The following is a 20,109-nucleotide window of genomic DNA, read 5'->3' on the forward strand; positions in this document are numbered from 1 at the left end:
TGTACTAGAACACAAATACATTAAAATATTTTCATTACTAAAAATGCTAAATAATTCGGCAAAAATGCCAATACTAATACTCCATTTAAAATAACAAGGGTTAACTATGACAACGCAAAATACCACTACTGGCTACGGTTTACATCAATCAATTTTGCCCAATGACGATGGTTTATACGGAGAGTTTGGTGGCAAAATTGGTCATCCTGAGCTTGCCAAAGCCATGGCAGAAATCGAAGTAGGCTTTCGTGAAATCATTAAAAATGACGATTTTATCGCTGAGATGAAGCGCTTGCGTGAGACCTATGTTGGTCGTCCAAGTCCTATTTATCATGCGCAGCGTTTGACGAAGCATTGCGGCGGCGCGCAGATTTATTTTAAGCGTGAAGATTTAAACCATACGGGCGCGCATAAGATTAATCACTGTTTGGGTGAAGTATTATTGGCCAAGAAATTAGGCAAAACCAAAGTAATTGCCGAAACGGGTGCGGGGCAACATGGCGTAGCATTAGCGACGGCAGCGGCCTTGATGGGTATGGAGTGTGAGATTCACATGGGTGTGGTCGATATTAAAAAGGAGCATCCAAACGTCAGTCGTATGAAGATTTTGGGTGCCAATATCGTACCAGTCTCGCGTGGCGCGGGTACGCTAAAAGAAGCAGTCGATAGCGCCTTTGAAACCTATCTTAATGAGCTCGATACCAGTATGTTTGCGATTGGCTCGGCACTGGGACCTGCGCCCTATCCTGAAATGGTCAGCTATTTTCAGTCAGTGGTCGGACATGAAGCACGGTCGCAGTTTTTAACGACGACGGGTAAGCTACCTAATAAAGTGGTCGCTTGTATTGGCGGCGGCTCTAATGCTATCGGTATGTTTAGCGGCTTTTTTGATGATAAAAATGTAGAAAAAAGGCGTGGAACCCGCAGGTGAGGGCCTAGATACGCCCAATCATGCGGCGACGATGTCGCTCGGCGTCAAAGGCGAAATTCATGGTTTTAAATGCTACGTGCTGCTCGATGAAAAAGGCGAGCCAGCTCCCGTACATTCGATTGCCTCCGGTCTTGATTATCCTGGGGTTGGACCACAGCACTCGCATCTAAGAGATTTGCAACTCGCCACTTATGAGTCAGCGACTGACGCTGAATGTCTAGAGGCGTTTATGGCATTGTCACGCCTTGAGGGTATTATTCCTGCCTTAGAGTCGGCACATGCCATTGCTTATGCGATGAAAATTGCCAAGGATATGTCAGCGGATGAGACGATTTTGGTCAATTTGTCAGGGCGCGGCGATAAGGATATTGACTTTATTTTGGATAAAGTAAATTTGTAGAAGAAATCAGTGATAAATACAGAAAATACAACATCAATCGAGCAATTAAAAAGTTATCATCGAGGTTTTTTTATCACACGATACTTTTTACGAATGAGCCTTTTATAACTGCGCTTTTATGATGAATGTCTGCTAATAATCATTTCATAACGAGAAGTTCATAAATAGCCATTTTATAAGTAAGGAGCAATCGTCTAACGCTTGATAGGATCACCCCATGTCTAACCGCGACCTCATTATTTTTATCACCTTATCCTTTATGTGGTCGCTGTCTTTTATTTTTTATCGTATCGGCGTGCCTGAATTTGGCTCGTTAGCTTTTGCGAGCCTTCGTGTGGTCTTGGCTGGACTGACCATGCTGGTTTTTGTTTTGATCAGCCCAAAAAACAGAGAGGGTATACGGGATAATTGGAAAGTGTTGACGCTGGTTGGATTATTTTCTGCGGCTATTCCCTTTATCCTGTTTGCATTTTCAGCGCGCTCGGTAAACGCAGGGGTGTTGGCGGTGCTTAATGCGTCTGTGCCGATGATGAGCGGTTTCATCGCCAGTACCTTTTTTAAAGACAGGCTGTCAAGAACACAAATTCTCGGTTTAGTCATCGGTGTTATCGGTGTGATTATTTTGATGAGTGAAAACTTATTTGGCGGTAGCGGGCAGGGCGCTGAGTCAAGTTCAGGGTTGCTACCAATGGGCTATGCGTTATTGGCCTGTGTCGGTTATGCCGTCGGTGCCAATATCACCAGAAACTACTTATACAATGTCTCACCAGTCGCTATTACCGCAGGTTCGCTCATCATTGCCAGTATTATCATGTTGCCGATAGCAGTCTACGAATTCCCATATGGTAAAAGCATTAGCCTTACTGCTTGGGTTTCAGTCATTTGTATTGGCGTATTTTCAACAGCCATTGCCTTGATTTTTATGAATCAATTGATAAAAAGTATTGGTCCTATGCGTGCAACCAGCATTACCTTGGTGATTCCGATTTTTGCGATTATATTGGGTTACTTATTGCTTGGTGAAGCATTGGACCGCCTGCGATCATCGGCTCGATGGTGATATTGTTTGGCACTTACTTGTCTTTAGAGTTGTCCATTAAAAAGATGCTCAAGTTGTAAAAATCTCGATTGGGTCATCGTTCAACATGCTCCAAGTAGACTTTTGACTAAAAGGTTATGAGTACAGGTTATTGATAAAATATTATTTTTCTATTTATGTTTTTAAATGATTAAAGCCATTCGCTTAATAGGCTAATAAGAGGCGTTGAATAATGAGTATTATCAATACCGATATCATGCCATATTGATATTTTTGTTGGTCATTTTTCCTTGGAATTATCATGTTTGCCCCCTATAAAGACTACGGATTATAAATAGCGTATTGAAAAACGAGCGCGCTATTTATTCATTAATAACAAACCAATCATTATGGTTTTATAACAACAAATAAGGCTTTTTATGGCACACGATAATTTATTTGAACCCGTAGAAATGGGTACGCAAACCCTAAAAAACCGCATCATCATGGCACCGTTGACACGTCTGCGTTCGATCGAACCTGGTGATGTACCGACGGCACTTGCTGGAGAGTATTATTCACAGCGTGCGAGTGCGGGGCTTGTTATTACTGAAGCGACGCAGGTATCTTTTCAGGCAAAGGGCTATGCTGGCGCGCCGGGTATCCATACCCAAGATCAAATCACTGCGTGGAAAACCATCGTTGATAATGTCCATGCCAAAGGTGGCAAAATTGTCGTACAGCTATGGCACACAGGATTGGTCGCGCATGAAAGCGTGCAGCCTGATGGCAAAGCGCCGATCTCAGCGTCTGATGTGCATGTCGGTGTGCGTACGTCATTGCGTGATAGCAATAACCACGCCATTCGCGTTGAAGCGACCACGCCACGTCCAGCGACACTTGATGAGATTAAGCAAGTCATCGCTGATTTTGCCCAAGCGACCAAAAATGCTAAAGAAGCAGGCTTTGATGGAGTAGAGATTCATGGTGCGCATGGTTATCTATTGCATCAGTTTTGGGTTGAGCAAACCAATCAGCGTGATGATGAGTATGGCGGTAGCCGTGAGAATCGTGCGCGTCTGACCCTTGATGTCATTGATGCTTGTGTTGATGCGTGGGATGCTGATCATGTGGGTATTCGTATCTCGCCACTTGGCACGTTTAACAATGTAGAAGCAGGCTACAACGAAGACGAAAACATCTGGCTAGTTGAACAGATCAACAAGCGTGGTCTGATGTATTTGCATCTCTCTGAGCCTGATTGGGCAGGTGGTACGCCTTATAGTGATGCATTCCGTCAGCGTGTCCGTGATGCTTTTGATAATATGATTATCGCTGCTGGTGGCTATACGGCTGAAAAAGCGGAGAAAAATATCAAGGAAGGCTATATCGATGCGGTTGCTTTTGGCCGTGATTATATCGCCAATCCTGATTTGGTTGAGCGTATCCGAGAAGGGGCGGCGCTCAATGAGCAGCACCCAGAGAGTTTTTATGGTGGTGGTACTGAAGGCTATACCGATTATCCATTCCTGAATCAAGCATAATGGATAATCAGCTGCCTTTATGATTAGCTAACCTTAAGGTATGTTAAAAACACCCTCACCGTTAGCCGATACATAAGCACATAATAAAAAGCCACCTGACGAAGACCGTCAGGTGGCTTTTTGATGCCTGTATTTTAACTATTTAACAAAGTTGCCCGTTTGGTAATCCCGAAACGTTTGGCGGAGCTCTTCTTGGGTGTTCATTACAAAGGGGCCATAACCTGCGACTGGTTCGCCGATAGGTTCGCCGCTCAATAGTAAAAGCTTGACTGGTGCTTGCTCGTCATTTTCGGTAGCAGGATAATGCAGCTCAATGTTATCAGTAGCCAGTGTTTGCTGAGCTTGCCCATCAGTGCGGTGCTGAGTTGGCGCATCAAATTGAATCAAATTACCGGCACTGACTGACGTACCATTGACCAGTAGTTCACCTTCTTGTACCAGCAGTAGCGTATTGTGGGTGTTGGGCACTTTTAACGTCGTCGCACCCGCAGTATGCAGTTCAATATCCCATAAGTTAATCGGAGTAAAGGTATTTGCCGCGCCTGTGATTTCTTGCCATGCACCAGCAATGATAGCCGCCTTACCAATCGTCGTTTGGTGGTTAGGGGTGCTGCTGTCGATCAGCTCAACGATAGGCAGATCTGCCCGTTTGATGCTTTGATAGTTTGGGTCGGTCAGTTTGTGCGCACTTGGTAAGTTAACCCACAGTTGCACCATACTAAAGACGCCACCGCGTTGACCGAAAGCCTCGGAATGAAACTCTTCGTGCATGATGCCACGACCTGCGGTCATCCATTGCACATCGCCTTTTTGAATAATCCCTTGCCCGCCTACTGAATCGGCATGACTGATTTCACCTTCGTAGGCGATAGTGACGGTTTCAAAGCCTTTGTGTGGATGCTGTCCGACTCCATGCGGCTGTGTTTTATAATTGGGGTTCGGATCAAAGGTCGTCGGTTTGCCATAATCGAATAACAAGAACGGGTCAGTATGGCTATAATTAAAATGAGGGTTGTCGTCAAGATGGTTGATTAAGGTCTTTACATAAAAACCGTCACCTACCCAGTGCGGCGCTTTATCACCATGAATATTTTTAATAGGACGCATTTATTACCTAGTCAGACAAAACGTATTTTTAATAAAAAAGTTCTGTTAAGTTACGCTACATTTATAGCTACCTATTGTGTTTATTTTAATAATTTATCAAGGGCTAATATAGATAAAAGGCAACTTAAGTAGAATAAAAATAGGGATATCTCATTAGGGCGTGGTGGGCGTTTAGCCATGGCACTGTTTATAAGTGCTGTCTGTAAACACTGCTGATAAGCACTGTTTATGATTAAGCAATGCCAAATCGTTATGATTAAATGAGGTTAAACCACTTCACCGCAGACAAAGCCACTGGCCCATGCCCATTGGAAGTTATAACCGCCAAGCCAACCAGTAACATCTAGCACTTCACCGATAAAGTATAAGCCCTCTTGCATGTTGCTTTGCATGGTCTTTGAGGAGACTTCATCAGTTTTTACGCCGCCGCGGGTCACCTCAGCGGTACGATAGCCTTCTGTACCAGAGGGTTTGAGCTGCCAGCCATTCAAAGTCGCGCCAAGTTCCGTCAGCCGCTCATCTTTAATATTGGCAAGTTCGGTGTCTTTGATATCGTCCCAAAGATGGGTCTGTAATGCTGCCAGTAGTTTTTTTGGTAGTGCATTGTCTGTGTTTTCTGCCAATACAGTACGGATCAGCTGTCGCGGATGTAATTTTTTGCGTGCAAGCAAAATATCGGTGACATCTACCTCGGGCAGCAGGTTAATACTAATGCTCTCTCCCGTATGCCAATAGTTCGATAGCTGTAGCATAGCAGGGCCTGACAGTCCGCGATGGGTAAACAACATGGGCAATTTAAAAGAGATGCGCTCATTGCTAGCGATGACTGGCAAACTAATACCAGCCAAAGATCGGATAAGCTCACCCGTTTTATCCGTAAAGGTAAAAGGCACTAAGCTGGCATCGGTTGCAATCAGCGTGTGCCCAAATTGCTGCGCCAATTCATATCCTAAACCACTGGCTCCCATCGTTGGAATAGACAGTCCGCCCGTGGCGACCACGAGTGACTCGCAGCGGTAACCTGTTTGCGGCAGTTTGGTTTGATTGGCGGATTCTTTTCTCCTTGCTTTTCTTTTTTGCTAAGCTGCTTGCTGGTCAGTAATTCAAATTTGGCGTTCTTGTCATTTTCGATAGCTTGTACACTGTCAATCTGCGCATTCAGCTTTACTTGTTACGCCAGCTGCCGTACATTCCGCGAGGAGCATGGTCAAAATATCTTGCGCTGAATCATCACAAAATAGCTGACCGTGTTCGCGCTCATGGTAAGGGATGTTATGTGCTGCCACCATACCGATAAATTCCCAGCTGGGATAACGATGAGCGCGGATTTACAGAAATGTTGATTGGCACCGATAAAGTGCTCAGGCTCGACATAGTAATTGGTAAAGTTGCAGCGTCCGCCACCTGACATGAGGATTTTTTTGCCCGCTTATTGGCATGGTATATACCAGTACGCGGCGACCACGGCGACCGCGCTGAGATCGCACAGTATAGCCCTGACGCGCCAGGCCGATGATGATGACATCATAGTGGGTGTATTGTGATGCATTGCGGTGATTGCTCATGGTAGTCTCATAAAATAATAGGTTTAAAAACCAGCCACCAAATCCGTCATCGAATCAACAACGCCGATTGCTTATCTTTATAGCAGCAGGTCAATAAGAGGGTTTGGTGAATGGTGTATTTTGGCGTCGTATCTCGCGTGTAGCTATTGTCCATATTTCATACAAGGTTACAAGGGTTAAATGTCATATCATTATCTGATATCTGGACGGTGATGTCTTTGTTTATGCCAAAATCAAAATTTGTGCCAAAATCAAAAAATGTTTTAAATTGGTCAATACCAATACCAATACCAATACCAATACCAATACCAATACCAATAGTAAAAGCGAGTAGATGCAAAACCACACCTCGTCAATAAATTTTATCATGGGTGATCAAGTATACCGCTATATAGGCATATTGTTATGAATGGCTGTTGATACCTTGCAACCGTTCTGCTTATTTGTCAAACTAACCGTGAGTGTCACACATTATGGAAGATGACCCTTATCACCTGTACAGGCAGTCGTTTTCGACCGTTATGCGTGCAGGTCATAATAATTAAAAAGGACAAATACGATGACTCAAAAATCATTCCCCATTGCAGCCGAATTTATCGCTGCTGCCAATACTACCGCTGAACAATATCGCGAAGACTACGAAAAATCTATCGAATCACCTCAGGCTAATGATGCTTTTTGGGCGAAGCGTGCCGAGCTGATCGATTGGATAAAAAAACCGACCAAAATCAGCGACGTTAACTATGATTTGGATGATTTTCGCATAAAATGGTTTGAGGACGGCGAGTTGAATATCTCTGTTAACTGTCTCGACCGACATGTCAAAAAAAATCCTTACAAGCCTGCCATTATTTGGGAGGGTGATCACCCTTCACTGCACAAAATCATCTCCTTTAAAGAGCTACATCAAGCGGTCTGTCGCTTGGGTAATTCCATGCGTAAGCTTGGGGTCAAAAAAGGCGATCGCGTGACCCTATATATGCCGATGATACCTGAAGCAATGATAGCGATGCTGGCATGTACACGTATTGGCGCTGTACATTCCGTGGTCTTTGGTGGCTTTTCTGCTGAGAGCTTGGGCAATCGCCTGATAGACAGCCGCTCAAAAATCATCATTACGGCTGATGAAGGCTTACGTGGTAATAAGCATACGCCGCTCAAAGCCAATGTCGATCGGGCACTAGATATGGATGGCACTGACAGCGTCACCAACGTCATAGTCGTTCATCGTACGGGCAATTCTGTACCGATGAGTGGTCGCCGTGATGTTTGGTATCATAACTTGGTCGATGGCGAGTCAGAACATTGCGAGCCAGAAGTTATGAATGCCGAAGACCCGCTATTTTTATTGTATACCTCTGGCTCTACTGGCAAACCTAAAGGTGTGCTGCATACCACGGGCGGCTATATCACCTATGCTCTCTCTACTTTTCGAGATGTGTTCGATATTAAAGACGATGACGTCTACTGGTGTACTGCGGACGTAGGCTGGATCACAGGTCATACTTATGCAACCTACGCACCGCTTGCCAATGGTACGACGACGGTGATGTTCGAGGGTGTACCAGAATATCCCACATGGGCACGCATCGGTCATATTATCGATAAGCACGATGTGACCATTCTGTACACTGCACCGACGGCGATTCGAGCGATGATGAAGGAGGGCGATGTCTTTGTGCGGGAGTCTGATCGTTCAAGTTTGCGGCTACTCGGAACAGTCGGCGAGCCGATCAATCCAGAAGCATGGGACTGGTATTATCATGTCGTCGGCGGTGGCAAGTGTCCGATTGTAGATACTTGGTGGCAAACTGAGACAGGCGGCATCCTCATGGCACCGATACCAGGCACGGTCGCCCTCAAGCCGGGTGCAGCGATGAATCCTTTGTACGGTATCAAACCAGAGATTGTTGATAGTGACGGTACTATGCTAGAAGGCTCTGCTGAAGGAAACCTAGCAATTAACAGCAGTTGGCCGGGACAAATGCGTACCATTTATAATGACCATGAGCGTTTTTTACAGACGTACTTTAGTGAGTATCCCGGTTATTATTTCACTGGTGATGGGGCGCAGCGTGACGAAGATGGACATTACTGGATCACGGGTCGCGTCGATGATGTGCTTAACGTCGCAGGGCATCGTCTGGGAACAGCAGAAATTGAGAGCGCCGTGGTCGCGCATCCTGCGACAGCGGAGGCCGCCATTGTCGGGATGCCGCACGAGATTCGCGGCATGGGCGTTTGTGCCTTCATTATTCTAAAATCGGGTGAAAAAGAGACAGAAGCGCTAAAGGCTGAGCTGAATCGACATGTTCGCGCTGAGATTGGTCCGATTGCCAATTTGGATGCTATTCATATCGTTGAAGCGTTACCCAAAACCCGCTCGGGCAAAATCATGCGCCGTATTTTACGTAACCTTGCGGCAGGGCAATATGTTGGTTTGGGTGATTTGTCTACTCTTGCGGATAGCTCGGTGATTAATCAGCTGGTTGAGGTAGTCAAAGCTGCGCGAGGAGAGTAGGCTAAATTATCGATTAAAAGCACGTTCAGTAAATAGATGATTAGCGTTCAGAAAAGTCATGTTATGAAAACTAGCATGGCTTTTTTACGCAGACGATATTGATATCAACAAAATTTAAAGGTTCAATACTTTCTATAACCATCTTATCTAACGATAACCACATTATCTAAAACATTTCTACTATTATCACTCCCTTTTTTATCAAATTATATGAGGCCTGCTGTCATTATGACCAATCACTCTTTGCCCGCTGTCGCTACAGAATCACCAAAAATCGCTATCATTGGTGGTGGTTTGACAGGGCTGTTGACCACTACTCTATTAGAGCGTACCTTTGCTCAAAACATAGCACAAGATAGTGCGAAAACACCCTTACCGCAAATCACTGTCTTTGAAAAGTCACGTAGCGTAGGGCGTTTAGCCACTCGATATCGTACTGATAGCCACACTGGCAAAAACTGGCAATGGGCATTTGGGGCACAGTTTTTTACGGCTAAGACGGCAAGTTTTAAGCAATTCATTACGCCTTGGTTAGAGACGGGATTGCTACAGCCATGGTGCGCGCAGGTGATCGATTTAACACCAGCGAATAATGATACTCAATCGCCTGATATTCAAGCGCCCGATGTTCAGAGTAAGGAGCAATGGAACACCACGCAAGCCCGCTATATTAGTACGCCAAAAATGACCAGTTGGGGGCGTACACTGGCTGATGAGTTGCAGTACAGCACCATAAAATTTAAAACCCGCGTTGCGCCATTGGCTCAATTTGACAGGTCTATAGCGGAAAAGGTTGATAAAAAAACTGAGCTATTTGACGAGACTGGTGCGAGTCTAGGTCACTTTGACTGGGTGATATGTACCGCGCCAAACGGTCAGACCATAGAGCTAATGGCAGAGAGCGGCTTTACTGAGCAAGCCAAGATTTCTAAGTCAACAATGCTGGCGTGCTATACGCTGATGCTGGGTTGGGATAATTTTGATACATTACCAAAAATGTTAAGCGCTCAAGCAGAGCCACGCTGGGATGTGGCTTATCTCAATCACTCTATACTCGATAGAATATTTATCGAGCACCAAAAACCTGCTCGCGATGACCTGCTACCCAGTGTCACTATTCATGCGCGCAACGACTGGTCAGAGCAGCATGTCGATGACGATATGGAGAGGATCAAAGCGCAGTTATTAACAGCTGCCAAGCAAGCATTGAATTGGAATGATGACCATGCTCCTAGCCAAATAGATTGCCATCGTTGGCGTTATGCCGCCACTGTCACTGATAGTGATAAAGAAGCATTAGGCATTTTGATAGACGAGTCTCATCAATGGATTGTCAGTGGTGATTGGTGCGGACAAGGCAATATCGAAAGTTGCTATCAAATGGCGCAACAGACGGTTGAGGCAATCAACAAAGCAAAATAATGGCCAAGTTTACTTAGCGACTGCGCTATCCGAAACTGGACTTTAAGGGTGTTTTCTTAATATGAAAAGGTGATAACGATGTTTGGATTCGACATAGATTTAGAGCTGATGGGCTATCATTTTTTCCAGTTGGGCATCGCCTTTATATTGTCATTACCGATTGCCCTTAATCGTGAGATGAAAGACAATGGCGCGGGGTTAAGGACGTTTCCACTGGTAACCATTGCGTCATGCGCGTTCATGTTGGTTGGTATGGATATTTATGATGCTACTGGTGAAGCGAGAATCATGTATGCCATCATCACAGGTATGGGATTTATTGGTGGTGGGGCGATTTTTAAAAATGAAAAAGGCTCAAAAGGTACTGCCACGGCAGCGAGCTTATGGAATACAGGTGCCATCGGTATTTCGGTGGCTTACGGTCGTTATGAGATTGCCATTATATCGGTCGTTGGCTTTTTGATTTTGCAATTCTCAGAGCCCTTTAAAGTTAAAAAACACTAAGCGATGGGTACGATGAGTTAACCTGCATATACACTTAAATACTAAAGAGACTATAAATCAATACTATATAGTATTGATTTATCTATATGATATAGCAAGAAATCTATAAATTGTTGAAAATAAAGGATAGTTTATGAGTACCAGATTGAGAGGAAGTGGGCTGACTTGTGCCATGCTCGCACGAGGGGATAAGCAGGTTTTATGCGCGGTCAGTAATGAGAGCGACGAGCAAGCGATGGATAGTATCGATAGCGCTGAATATGATTTGCCAAGGCACATTATTTCTTTTGAAAATGATCAATTCTCCTGTAAAGAAGGCATTGAATGGCAATGCGCCATACCAGTAAAAAAAGTAGAACTTTTTTATGATGATATAAATCTATAGCTGCTTATAACTGAAAGTTTGTATATTAATTTGTAATACTTTAATTGAAAATAAAGCTGTCCAAATTGCTAAGAAACAGTTATATTCGTATAACATAATATACAAAATAGTACGAAGTTAGAGGTGAATATAGTGCTTAGAGGAAGTGAGCTGACTCGTTTAATGCTTGAGCATGGCTGCCATGAGATATGGTGTGCGGTAGATGATAAGTGATGAAGAAGCTATGTGTGATCAAGATTCAAACGATTTTACTGCGCAAATCGTGTCTTATCATAACAACAGATTCTATTGTACTGCTGGTACTGCGTGGCTATTCGCTGTGCCAATCAAAATAACGGCGATGACATTGAGTGATGTAAAGCTCTGAATATTTTTATTTGTCTTATTAAGCCATTGCCGACTCATCATTTGTATTATAAAAAACCCACCTTATGGTGGGTTTTTTATAATAAGCAATATGCCATTTTTTGAGATTAGTGATCAAACGATAAAGATTTTTGCAGATAGTCATACTTGTATATAACAAAAACCTTTAACTAACCATGAATTACAGGCAAAAAAAGAGCCCACAGAGGAGGAACTGTGGGCCGAGGAAAACTGATCGTGTAAAGGAACTACAGAGGCAGTGGTTGTGACCTATTGTTATTATGAGTTTTTCTATATTAACTAATATTAGGGTGGTGGTGATTAATTCAATAACTGCATATTTACTTACATATTTAAGTGTACAAGTGTTTTTGTCAGAATCGCTATCATAGCGCAATTAGCAGCGGTTTGGCTATTTTGGTTACATGACATTACGTTTAGAGCTCATGAGAGAGAAAATTAACGTCGTATTGTATCTCCAGTAGATGAGTCTTTTAGTCGTGTCATATCTAACATTGAAAAATGCGTATCAAAGTTTTGTAGTTGTATATGAAAGATTGATTAATTTTAATAGTCATTCCACTATAAAAATATTACTGCGTTAACCTCGCTTGAAATAGTAAAGATACATCTACACTCGGATGTCTTGTACTACTTTTAAATTCAACTGACTACTTTTAAATTCAACTGACTACTTTTAAATTCAACCGACTATATCGATAACTGAATAGCTAAAGAGATGGCATGACGACCTGCGTGAAAAATGCTAAGCTATCTACCATTAATATGTCTATATAAAACTGGGTTTGCCATGACTGAGAATACGCATTTGCATACGCAGGAGCCGCAAAATACCAAGAGTATTTTTAACTTGCCTAATAACCTTACTATCGCGCGGATTTTAATGATTCCGCTATTTGTCGCGATTGCTTATTGGCCACCTGCTATGGGAATTGGCATGCCTGCCATCTCAGACAATGTGATTGCGCGGGTCGGCATGAGCGAATTTAGTGATAGCTTGTTACGCCCTTTACTTTTGACTAGCGTCTTTATTATTGCAGCGATTACTGATTGGCTTGATGGATATTTTGCCCGTAAGCTTAATGTCATGTCAGCCTTTGGTCGTTTTTTAGACCCCGTCGCTGATAAGTTAATGGTGGCGGCGGCGCTTATTATCTTGGTGCAATGGCATCCCAATATTATTATGGCAATCGCCGCGATTGTGATTATCTCGCGTGAGATTGCGGTATCAGCGCTGCGTGAATGGATGGCAGAGCTGGGCAAAAGCACCAGTGTGGCGGTGTCGTATGTCGGCAAGCTAAAAACGACGTTTCAAATGGTGGCTATTACGGTACTCTTATTAAACTGGGAGTCGCTCGAAACGATCGGTTATGTGCTGATGGTTGCTGCTGTTATTTTGACACTATGGTCGATGATGATTTATCTGAGAGCTGCTTGGCCGTACCTAAAGCAAAGCGGGTAAATATATAACGCAGATATGGTCAACAAACAACATAGACAACAAAAAACGCCAGTCGCATTAGCCACTGGCGTTTTTTATGGTCTGTTTGAAATACGGCTGATGTTGCCTATTTGTCTTAGACATTGTTTGTATGGTTGATATATACTCAAAATTATTAGGGTCTGTTGAACATTCAAATATTAGGGCTGCTGATTGCTAAAATTGCACCAAACTAGGCGCAAACCGATGATAATGTCGAGACCTTAGCTAGGCTTGCAACAACGTTTGGGGTAATTTTAGCATCAGCCTTTCAGGGCAATACTCTTTTTTGCCAATATATGGCGAAATTGTTTAACCTAGAATGACTAGGCATCAAAAATTTCACTGCATATTGTCTAAAAAATAATGACTGCCAGCACCACATTTGAATTTTCAACAGACCCTGAACAAAATACAAGAAAACTGATCGAGTTATCATGAAACGGCATTCAAATAAGGAAATAAGCATGACATTACATCAGACACAGTCGGGCGTTGCCGTATTATTGTTGGCATTATTAACGGGGTGTTCTTCTGGCTCAAACATGCAGGAAGAGACCACTTCAACCATTCAGCGAGAAAAATCTATCCAAACAGACGCTACTGCAGAACGTTCCACTCAGGACGCGGCAGAATCGGAGCGTTTGGGCACAAAGTGGGGCGATGACGTCGACTCAAAAGTGACGACTGTTGATCTGCGCCGTACGAGCAGTGAGCCTATCGAGCAGATGCAAGTCCGTTATGCTGATAAGTCTTATAATGGACGTGCGGTTAATAGCATATCACTACTGGCGGGCAAGGTTGATTTTTCGATGGAAACGGACACAGATACGTTATCGATTTATCGAGATTCGGGTAATTACTACGTCCAAGGTCAAGCCGGTCAGGCTTACCGTTTGGTGTATCATAATAACAGCGACAACACTTATGAAATCGTCGCTAGTGTCGATGGAATAAATGTCCTCAATGGCAGCGCTGCCAGTCGCTATGACAGTGGATATGTGCTAAATCCAAATGATAATTTGGTGATTGAAGGCTTCCGTAAGAGCCAAAGCTCAGTAGCATCCTTTATATTTAGCAAGCCAGAGAGTGCTTATGCTGCCAATACCAGCTCAGGCTCTATCAATAACACAGGTGTAATAGGTACAGCAGTTTATGGCCTATATGATCCATCTAAGCCGAAGCCTCAACAGCCGCAAGCTTACCCTGCGGACAATGGTTATGCGAAACCACCGCAGTAATGCCTATCGATAGAAAATAGATAACGCGTAAAGAAACGCCAGTCGCATCAGCCACTGGCGTTTTTGTTTTTGCTATTTCTGCTTTAGATAACTTATAACGTCACAGAGTTATTTTCACCCAAATTGGTCGCTTTTTTGCCGTCCATTACGGCAGCAGTAGTCATCTTAAACATATTGACGACTGAGCTACCACTGAGCCAGTACTCTGCGCCGTGTGGTACGACTTTAATCAGCTGTACATTTGGATCTTCTTTACCTTGCTCATAAAAAGCATTGTAGATCGGCGACCATAGCTCATCTAATTTCTCTTGGTCTTCAACCAGTTCCGCTTTACCATTAATTGAGACATAATTTTTGGCATCTTGACTGACATAAGCCAAGTTTACTTGCGGATCTTTCTCAATGTCACTCACGGTTTCGGTACTCTTGTCACCGATGAACCAAATCTCTTTTGCACCGATGCTCGTCTCGCTCGTTGTCATTGGGCAGGCATGCAAATGACCTTCGTGAGTACGAGTTGTCATCATGGCAAACTTGATGTCTTTTACCAATTCTTGCACTTTATTGATATGGTCTTGTCTACTCATAGTAAATTTCCCTTTCTGTATTTTGATTAAGTCGTAGTGATCAAATAGTTGATTGTTTATAGTAGTTTTTATTCAGGCTAAGCGTTTTCCAAGTATCGAAAACTAGATGAATTTAGAAAAACAATCGTCGCCTTAACAACTGAAACTAGAATACCTAGTTGTGACCTTGTGTTTATAGGTTGCCCGTAAGGCGATGTGAGGGTTTGTAAGGATTATAAGCTTTAGGTAAAAATTGTGACGACATCGCTGTTAAGTTTCTGTGGTGAAAGTAGCCTGTTGTAAAAGTAACAAGGGTTTCAACGATGGCGAAGATTTCACTATTATTGAATAGCAACCATCAGCAATTTATCTTGGTTTTGACCTGCTTATTACAGGGCTTCTTGTTATAATACCCAGACCATTTACTTTGCATGGCAGAGATGCCTTGATCTTACGGATTATGCCTTTATGATGACCATCGCCGGACAACCGTTTCTTACCGATTTTCAGACGCAGCAACTCATCAGTCAGTTCCAGCAAAAAACCGAGCTAAATGTCAGCCAAATCCATACCCAGCAAGTGTATGTGTTATCACGAGAACTAGAAGGTGATGAGCATAAAAAAGCGCTAGACTTACTTGCTGTCGATAGTAGCACTGTCCTTGAAGCCCCAAAAAGCAATCAATTACAAGTCATCGTAGGTCCACGTTTTGGCACGATTTCGCCATGGGCAAGTAAAGCGACCGATATTTTTAATAACTGTGAAATTGCGATCAATCGCGTTGAGCGTGTCGTTGTTTATACCCTAACAATCGATGGTGAAGTCAGTGAAAAGCTGTCTACTGCCGCTGAGCAAGTATTGTTTGACCGTATGACGCAGAGCTTGGTCTATGACTTGAGTGATGTCAGTAAATTGTTCGACGATCAAGCGCCAGCATCACTGAATCATATCGATGTCATCGGACAAGGTCAGTCAGCGTTAGAATTAGCCAACACCCAGTTTGGTTTTGCGCTATCTGTCGAAGATATTGATTATTTGATGAATGCTTACGTCAATGAGCTAAAGCGTAATCCAACGGACGTTGAGCTAATGATGTTTGCACAGGCAAACTCAGAGCATTGCCGTCATAAGATTTTTAACGCTGAGTGGACGGTTGATGGCATTGTGGCGCCAAAGTCACTGTTCCAAATGATTAAGAATACTTATAAAGCCAATCCACAAGGTATCTTGTCAGCGTATAAAGACAACGCTGCTGTGATGGCAGGGTCTGAGGGTATGCGTTTTTATCCTATCCCGACTGACGCGATGGATGCTAATTCAATTCATCCTTATGACTTTCATCAAGAAGAAATCGATATTTTAATGAAAGTCGAAACCCATAACCATCCAACCGCGATTGCTCCTTATTCTGGTGCAGCGACGGGTGCTGGTGGCGAGATTCGTGATGAAGGCGCGACTGGTCGTGGCGGTAAGCCAAAAGCAGGTCTGACAGGCTTTCACGTATCACACCTACATATCCCAGAGCTCGCTGAGAAGTGGGAGCAGTCAGGTCAGTTGAGTACTCAGGCTTATGGCACGCCAGATCGTATGGCAACCAGTCTTGAGATTATGACTGAAGCGCCTCTCGGTTCAGCCAACTTCTCAAACGAGTTTGGTCGTCCTAATCTATGCGGTTATTTCCGTAGTTTTCAGCTTGATACCTCAGCGGCGAAAGACGGTAGCCAAATGCGCGGCTATCATAAGCCAATCATGCTGGCAGGTGGTTACGGCAATATCAAACGCAACTTGATTGAAAAAAATGCCATTCAACAAGGTGACCTGCTTATCGTCCTTGGCGGCCCTGCGATGCAAATCGGTTTGGGCGGCGGAGCAGCCTCTTCGGTTGATAGTGGTGACCTTGATGAAGGCTTGGACTTTGCCTCAGTGCAGCGTGATAACGCTGAGATGGAGCGTCGTTGCCAAGAAGTGATGGATCGCTGCTGGGCACTAGCAGGTAATGATGTCGATGCCAGCAATAATGGCAAAGACGGTAACCCAATCGTCTCATTGCATGATGTTGGTGCAGGTGGTTTATCGAATGCCATGCCAGAACTGGTCAATGACCACGAGATGGGCGCGGTACTAAATCTGCGCAAAATCCCATCGTTAGAAGCGGGCATGTCACCAATGGCGATTTGGTCAAACGAAGCGCAAGAGCGTTATGTCCTCGCGATTCGTCCAGAAAGCGAAGCCCAATTCGATGCAATCTGTGCCCGTGAGCGCTGCCCGTATGCCATCTTGGGATCAGCCACAGATGTGCGTCAGCTAGTCGTTGACGATACCTTGCTCGCTGAGCAGCCAGTTGATATGCCGATGCAAGTATTGCTCGGTGGTACACCAAAGATGAAGCGTAGCTTTGACCGTCATGACACCAGCTTACCTGCATTAGAGTTAGGTGAGGTCAATTTAGCTGAGTCAATCAAAGACGTGTTGCGTCACCCAACGGTCGCTAGCAAATCATTCTTGATTAGCATTGGTGACCGTTCTATCACTGGTATGGTCGTGCGTGACCAGTATGTTGGTCGCTATCAAGTGCCTGTATCTGATTGTGCAGTGACAGCGTCAGGCTTGATTGCGCTAGATGGTCAGGTGATGAGCGGTGAAGCCATGAGTATCGGCGAGCGTACGCCAGTTGCCCTAATCAGCCCTCAAGCTTCAGCACGACTTGCCATTGGCGAAGCGATTACCAACATTGCTGGTGCACGTATTGCTCAGTTGTCTGATATCACCATGTCAGCGAACTGGATGGCAGCTTGCGGTGATGATGCAGAAGATGCAGCATTATTCGACGCGGTATATACCGTCGGCGAAGAGCTGTGCCCAGCATTAGGTATCGCGATTCCAGTTGGTAAAGACTCGCTATCGATGCGTGCCAACTGGACTGACAGTAGTGAAGCAGGTGAGACGGATAAATCAGTTGTGTCACCAATGAGCCTTGTGATTACCGCGTTTGCTCCTGTGGTTGACGTGGCAAAAACGCTAACCCCTGAGCTAATCAATGGCGATAGCGCGTTCTACCGTATTGATTTGTCTAAAGGCAAGTTACGTCTAGGTGGTTCAATCCTTGCGCAAACGCTGAGCCAATTGGGTAACGACTGCCCAGATTTGGCGCAGCCAAGCGACTTGGTCGACTTCTTTAACTTTGTCCAAGCGGGCAACGCGCAAGGTGTCATCAGCGCTTATCACGATATCGGTGATGGCGGTCTATTGGCAACTATCGCTGAGATGCAATTCACCAGTCGTCAAGGTATCAAACTGTCATTGACTGATGATAACTTACTCGGTCAATTGTTCAGCGAAGAATTGGGCGCGGTCATCCAAGTGTTACCAGAAAACGTCGCCGCATTGATGCAATTGGCAGAAGAGTTTAATGTTGCTGATATGCTCAGCCTCGTCGGTCAAAGCTCAGAAGAAGACAGCCTCATTATCCAAACGCCAACGCTTATGGGTGATGATACTCTCAGCTTTAGCCGTACTGAATTACAGCAAGCGTGGACTCAGGTCAGCTATCAAATCGCGCGTCGCCGTGATAACCCAGCGTGCGTACAGCAAGAGTATGACTTAATCGCTGATGCAAGCCATCAAGGTCTCATCGCTGCGCCGAATTTTGATTTGAATCAGAAGGTTGAAGAACCATATTTAGCCAGTCGCGAGAATAAACCAAGAGTCGCTATCTTGCGCGAGCAAGGCGTCAATGGTCAGACAGAGATGGCAGCAGGCTTTACCCAAGCTGGCTTTGAAGCGGTCGATGTACACATGAGCGATCTACTGAGTGGTCGTATCAATCTACGTGACTTCGACGGTCTGGTCGCTTGTGGTGGCTTTAGTTATGGTGATGTATTGGGCGCAGGCTCTGGCTGGCGAACTCTATCTTGTTCCATGATGAGTTACGCATGCAGTTTGTCCGCTTCTTTGCCCGTCCTGAGACCTTCTCACTAGGTGTCTGTAACGGTTGTCAGATGATGGCTCAGCTAAAAGACCTCATCCCAGGTGCAGATAACTTCCCACGCTTCATCGCTAACGAGTCGGCTCGTTTTGAAGCGCGTACGGTCAATGTGAAAATCGAGCGTACCAAGTCTATCCTATTCAAAGGTATGCAAGACAGCATCTTGCCAATCGCTGTGGCACATGGTGAAGGCTATGCCACGCTAGACAACACAGGGATTGACGGTATGGCCAAACACGGTCAGCTTGCGATGCGTTATGTCGATAGCCAAGGTCATCCAACTGAGACGTATCCGCTCAATCCAAACGGTTCTGTCGGCGGTGTCACGGGTCTGTGCACTGATGGTCGTGTGACGATTATGATGCCGCATCCTGAGCGTAACCTAAAAGCTTATAACCACAGCTGGAAACCAGAAGAGTGGGATGAGGACGGTGCGTGGATGCGTATGTTCCGTAATGCTCGCGCTTGGTTGCGCTAGTCGCAAACCTAGATGCTTGATTAGCTTCGTCAAACTTGCTGAGCCTACGACATGTAGTGCTTGCGCATGTTTTCCTCGCTACTCAAACCTCTAGCAATTGCTTATAGTTTCAGACAGCTGTTTTTAAAATAAAAAGGTGGGCTTAGGCTCACCTTTTTTTGCGTTTGGAGTTTGGGTGTTTTTAAGAGTAGGGGAGCTATTTCCTGAGAAGCGTTAAAAAATTGCACTGCAATTTTAGCTTCGCAAGTGAAAATTTCTTAAAGGGAATTTTCTGTTCCACTTGTATCTGCCAGTCTGGGCGCGGCGCTGGCTACGGTTTGGGTCGTCGCTTGCTTCGCGTCGCCACCCCAAAACCTAGCCATCGCAACTTGCCCAAACTAGCAGGATACCGCTACAGTCGGGGCTAAAAAGCGCCTTCGAATAATCGTTTCATGATAAGTCAGTCTGAGCATTAACGTCAGTCTTACCGGTGGACTGGGTGAACCTTACGTAGTGTACTGTTATAGGAGGTTTTATTAAGTTACCACAAGACTGATACGGGTTATTTTTCCCAATCTTTTTCTATTTCTATATCA

General features: G+C 44.6%; 12 protein-coding genes and 3 pseudogenes. 11 read left to right on the forward strand and 4 right to left on the reverse strand.

Annotated elements, in window-relative coordinates:
• Positions 1 to 106: 106 nt before the first annotated feature.
• The 3 genes and pseudogenes from trpB to G7Y90_RS05100 all read left to right on the forward strand — a co-directional run bounded on the left by trpB (position 107) and on the right by G7Y90_RS05100 (position 3,893).
• A pseudogene (gene trpB / locus G7Y90_RS05090) lies at positions 107 to 1,331 on the forward strand (tryptophan synthase subunit beta).
• A gap of 217 nt (positions 1,332 to 1,548) precedes the next feature.
• The gene (locus tag G7Y90_RS05095) at positions 1,549 to 2,391 is read left to right on the forward strand and encodes a DMT family transporter (RefSeq protein WP_250163566.1); all 843 of its coding nucleotides are present in this window, start codon (positions 1,549 to 1,551) and stop codon (positions 2,389 to 2,391) included.
• Positions 2,392 to 2,789: 398 nt separating this feature from the next.
• Positions 2,790 to 3,893, forward strand: a complete 1,104-nt coding sequence (locus G7Y90_RS05100) for an alkene reductase (protein ID WP_250163567.1) — start codon at positions 2,790 to 2,792, stop codon at positions 3,891 to 3,893.
• A gap of 138 nt (positions 3,894 to 4,031) precedes the next feature.
• On the opposite strand, the gene G7Y90_RS05105 is transcribed toward G7Y90_RS05100, so the two are convergent.
• From G7Y90_RS05105 to G7Y90_RS05125, 3 genes and pseudogenes are all read right to left on the reverse strand, one after another.
• The gene (locus G7Y90_RS05105) at positions 4,032 to 5,000 is read right to left on the reverse strand and encodes a pirin family protein (RefSeq protein ID WP_250163568.1); all 969 of its coding nucleotides are present in this window, start codon (positions 4,998 to 5,000) and stop codon (positions 4,032 to 4,034) included.
• A gap of 266 nt (positions 5,001 to 5,266) precedes the next feature.
• Positions 5,267 to 6,565 (reverse strand): annotated as a pseudogene (locus G7Y90_RS05110) (BaiN/RdsA family NAD(P)/FAD-dependent oxidoreductase).
• Between the two features lie 222 nt (positions 6,566 to 6,787).
• Positions 6,788 to 6,934: a hypothetical protein gene (locus G7Y90_RS05125; RefSeq protein ID WP_250163570.1), complete on the reverse strand. Its 147-nt coding sequence runs from the start codon at positions 6,932 to 6,934 to the stop codon at positions 6,788 to 6,790.
• Between the two features lie 190 nt (positions 6,935 to 7,124).
• Between G7Y90_RS05125 and acs the strand changes: the two genes are divergently transcribed.
• From acs to G7Y90_RS05160, 7 genes are all read left to right on the forward strand, one after another.
• Positions 7,125 to 9,086 carry an acetate--CoA ligase gene (gene acs / locus G7Y90_RS05130; RefSeq protein WP_060490294.1) on the forward strand — a complete coding sequence of 654 codons (1,962 nt, stop codon included), beginning with the start codon at positions 7,125 to 7,127 and terminating at the stop codon, positions 9,084 to 9,086.
• A 228-nt stretch (positions 9,087 to 9,314) separates the two neighbouring features.
• Complete coding sequence (locus tag G7Y90_RS05135) at positions 9,315 to 10,508, forward strand: NAD(P)/FAD-dependent oxidoreductase (protein WP_250163571.1); 1,194 nt, start codon at positions 9,315 to 9,317, stop codon at positions 10,506 to 10,508.
• 78 nt (positions 10,509 to 10,586) lie between these two features.
• Entirely contained in the window at positions 10,587 to 11,012 is a 426-nt protein-coding gene (locus G7Y90_RS05140; RefSeq protein ID WP_250163572.1) for an MgtC/SapB family protein, read from the forward strand.
• A gap of 133 nt (positions 11,013 to 11,145) precedes the next feature.
• Positions 11,146 to 11,397, forward strand: a complete 252-nt coding sequence (locus G7Y90_RS05145) for a hypothetical protein (RefSeq protein WP_250163573.1) — start codon at positions 11,146 to 11,148, stop codon at positions 11,395 to 11,397.
• Positions 11,398 to 11,599: 202 nt separating this feature from the next.
• A complete protein-coding gene (locus G7Y90_RS05150; RefSeq protein WP_250163574.1) occupies positions 11,600 to 11,764 on the forward strand; it encodes a hypothetical protein in 165 nt (54 codons plus the stop codon).
• Positions 11,765 to 12,574: 810 nt separating this feature from the next.
• Positions 12,575 to 13,246, forward strand: coding sequence for a CDP-diacylglycerol--glycerol-3-phosphate 3-phosphatidyltransferase (gene pgsA, locus G7Y90_RS05155; RefSeq protein ID WP_250163575.1), 672 nt, complete (start codon positions 12,575 to 12,577; stop codon positions 13,244 to 13,246).
• Positions 13,247 to 13,731: 485 nt separating this feature from the next.
• The gene (locus G7Y90_RS05160; RefSeq protein WP_250163576.1) at positions 13,732 to 14,505 is read left to right on the forward strand and encodes a hypothetical protein; all 774 of its coding nucleotides are present in this window, start codon (positions 13,732 to 13,734) and stop codon (positions 14,503 to 14,505) included.
• Between the two features lie 92 nt (positions 14,506 to 14,597).
• Here the strand turns inward: G7Y90_RS05160 and G7Y90_RS05165 are convergent, their stop codons facing one another.
• The gene (locus G7Y90_RS05165; protein ID WP_193009253.1) at positions 14,598 to 15,092 is read right to left on the reverse strand and encodes a pyridoxamine 5'-phosphate oxidase family protein; all 495 of its coding nucleotides are present in this window, start codon (positions 15,090 to 15,092) and stop codon (positions 14,598 to 14,600) included.
• Positions 15,093 to 15,539: 447 nt separating this feature from the next.
• On the opposite strand from G7Y90_RS05165, the pseudogene purL reads away from it, so the two are divergent.
• Positions 15,540 to 19,534, forward strand: a pseudogene (gene purL, locus G7Y90_RS05170) (phosphoribosylformylglycinamidine synthase).
• Positions 19,535 to 20,109: the final 575 nt, after the last annotated feature.

Origin of the sequence: Psychrobacter sp. WY6, from assembly GCF_018448495.1 — a bacterium.
Taxonomy (GTDB): Bacteria; Pseudomonadota; Gammaproteobacteria; order Pseudomonadales; family Moraxellaceae; genus Psychrobacter.

What these genes read in the sequence shown, in the direction of transcription:
- G7Y90_RS05095 (WP_250163566.1), top strand. Translation starts at nt 1,549, where the DNA reads ATGTCTAACCGCGACCTCATTATTTTTATCACCTTATCCTTTATGTGG.
- G7Y90_RS05100 (WP_250163567.1), top strand. Translation starts at nt 2,790, where the DNA reads ATGGCACACGATAATTTATTTGAACCCGTAGAAATGGGTACGCAAACC.
- G7Y90_RS05105 (WP_250163568.1), bottom strand. Translation starts at nt 5,000, where the DNA reads ATGCGTCCTATTAAAAATATTCATGGTGATAAAGCGCCGCACTGGGTA.
- G7Y90_RS05125 (WP_250163570.1), bottom strand. Translation starts at nt 6,934, where the DNA reads ATGATAAAATTTATTGACGAGGTGTGGTTTTGCATCTACTCGCTTTTA.
- acs (WP_060490294.1), top strand. Translation starts at nt 7,125, where the DNA reads ATGACTCAAAAATCATTCCCCATTGCAGCCGAATTTATCGCTGCTGCC.
- G7Y90_RS05135 (WP_250163571.1), top strand. Translation starts at nt 9,315, where the DNA reads ATGACCAATCACTCTTTGCCCGCTGTCGCTACAGAATCACCAAAAATC.
- G7Y90_RS05140 (WP_250163572.1), top strand. Translation starts at nt 10,587, where the DNA reads ATGTTTGGATTCGACATAGATTTAGAGCTGATGGGCTATCATTTTTTC.
- G7Y90_RS05145 (WP_250163573.1), top strand. Translation starts at nt 11,146, where the DNA reads ATGAGTACCAGATTGAGAGGAAGTGGGCTGACTTGTGCCATGCTCGCA.
- G7Y90_RS05150 (WP_250163574.1), top strand. Translation starts at nt 11,600, where the DNA reads ATGATAAGTGATGAAGAAGCTATGTGTGATCAAGATTCAAACGATTTT.
- pgsA (WP_250163575.1), top strand. Translation starts at nt 12,575, where the DNA reads ATGACTGAGAATACGCATTTGCATACGCAGGAGCCGCAAAATACCAAG.
- G7Y90_RS05160 (WP_250163576.1), top strand. Translation starts at nt 13,732, where the DNA reads ATGACATTACATCAGACACAGTCGGGCGTTGCCGTATTATTGTTGGCA.
- G7Y90_RS05165 (WP_193009253.1), bottom strand. Translation starts at nt 15,092, where the DNA reads ATGAGTAGACAAGACCATATCAATAAAGTGCAAGAATTGGTAAAAGAC.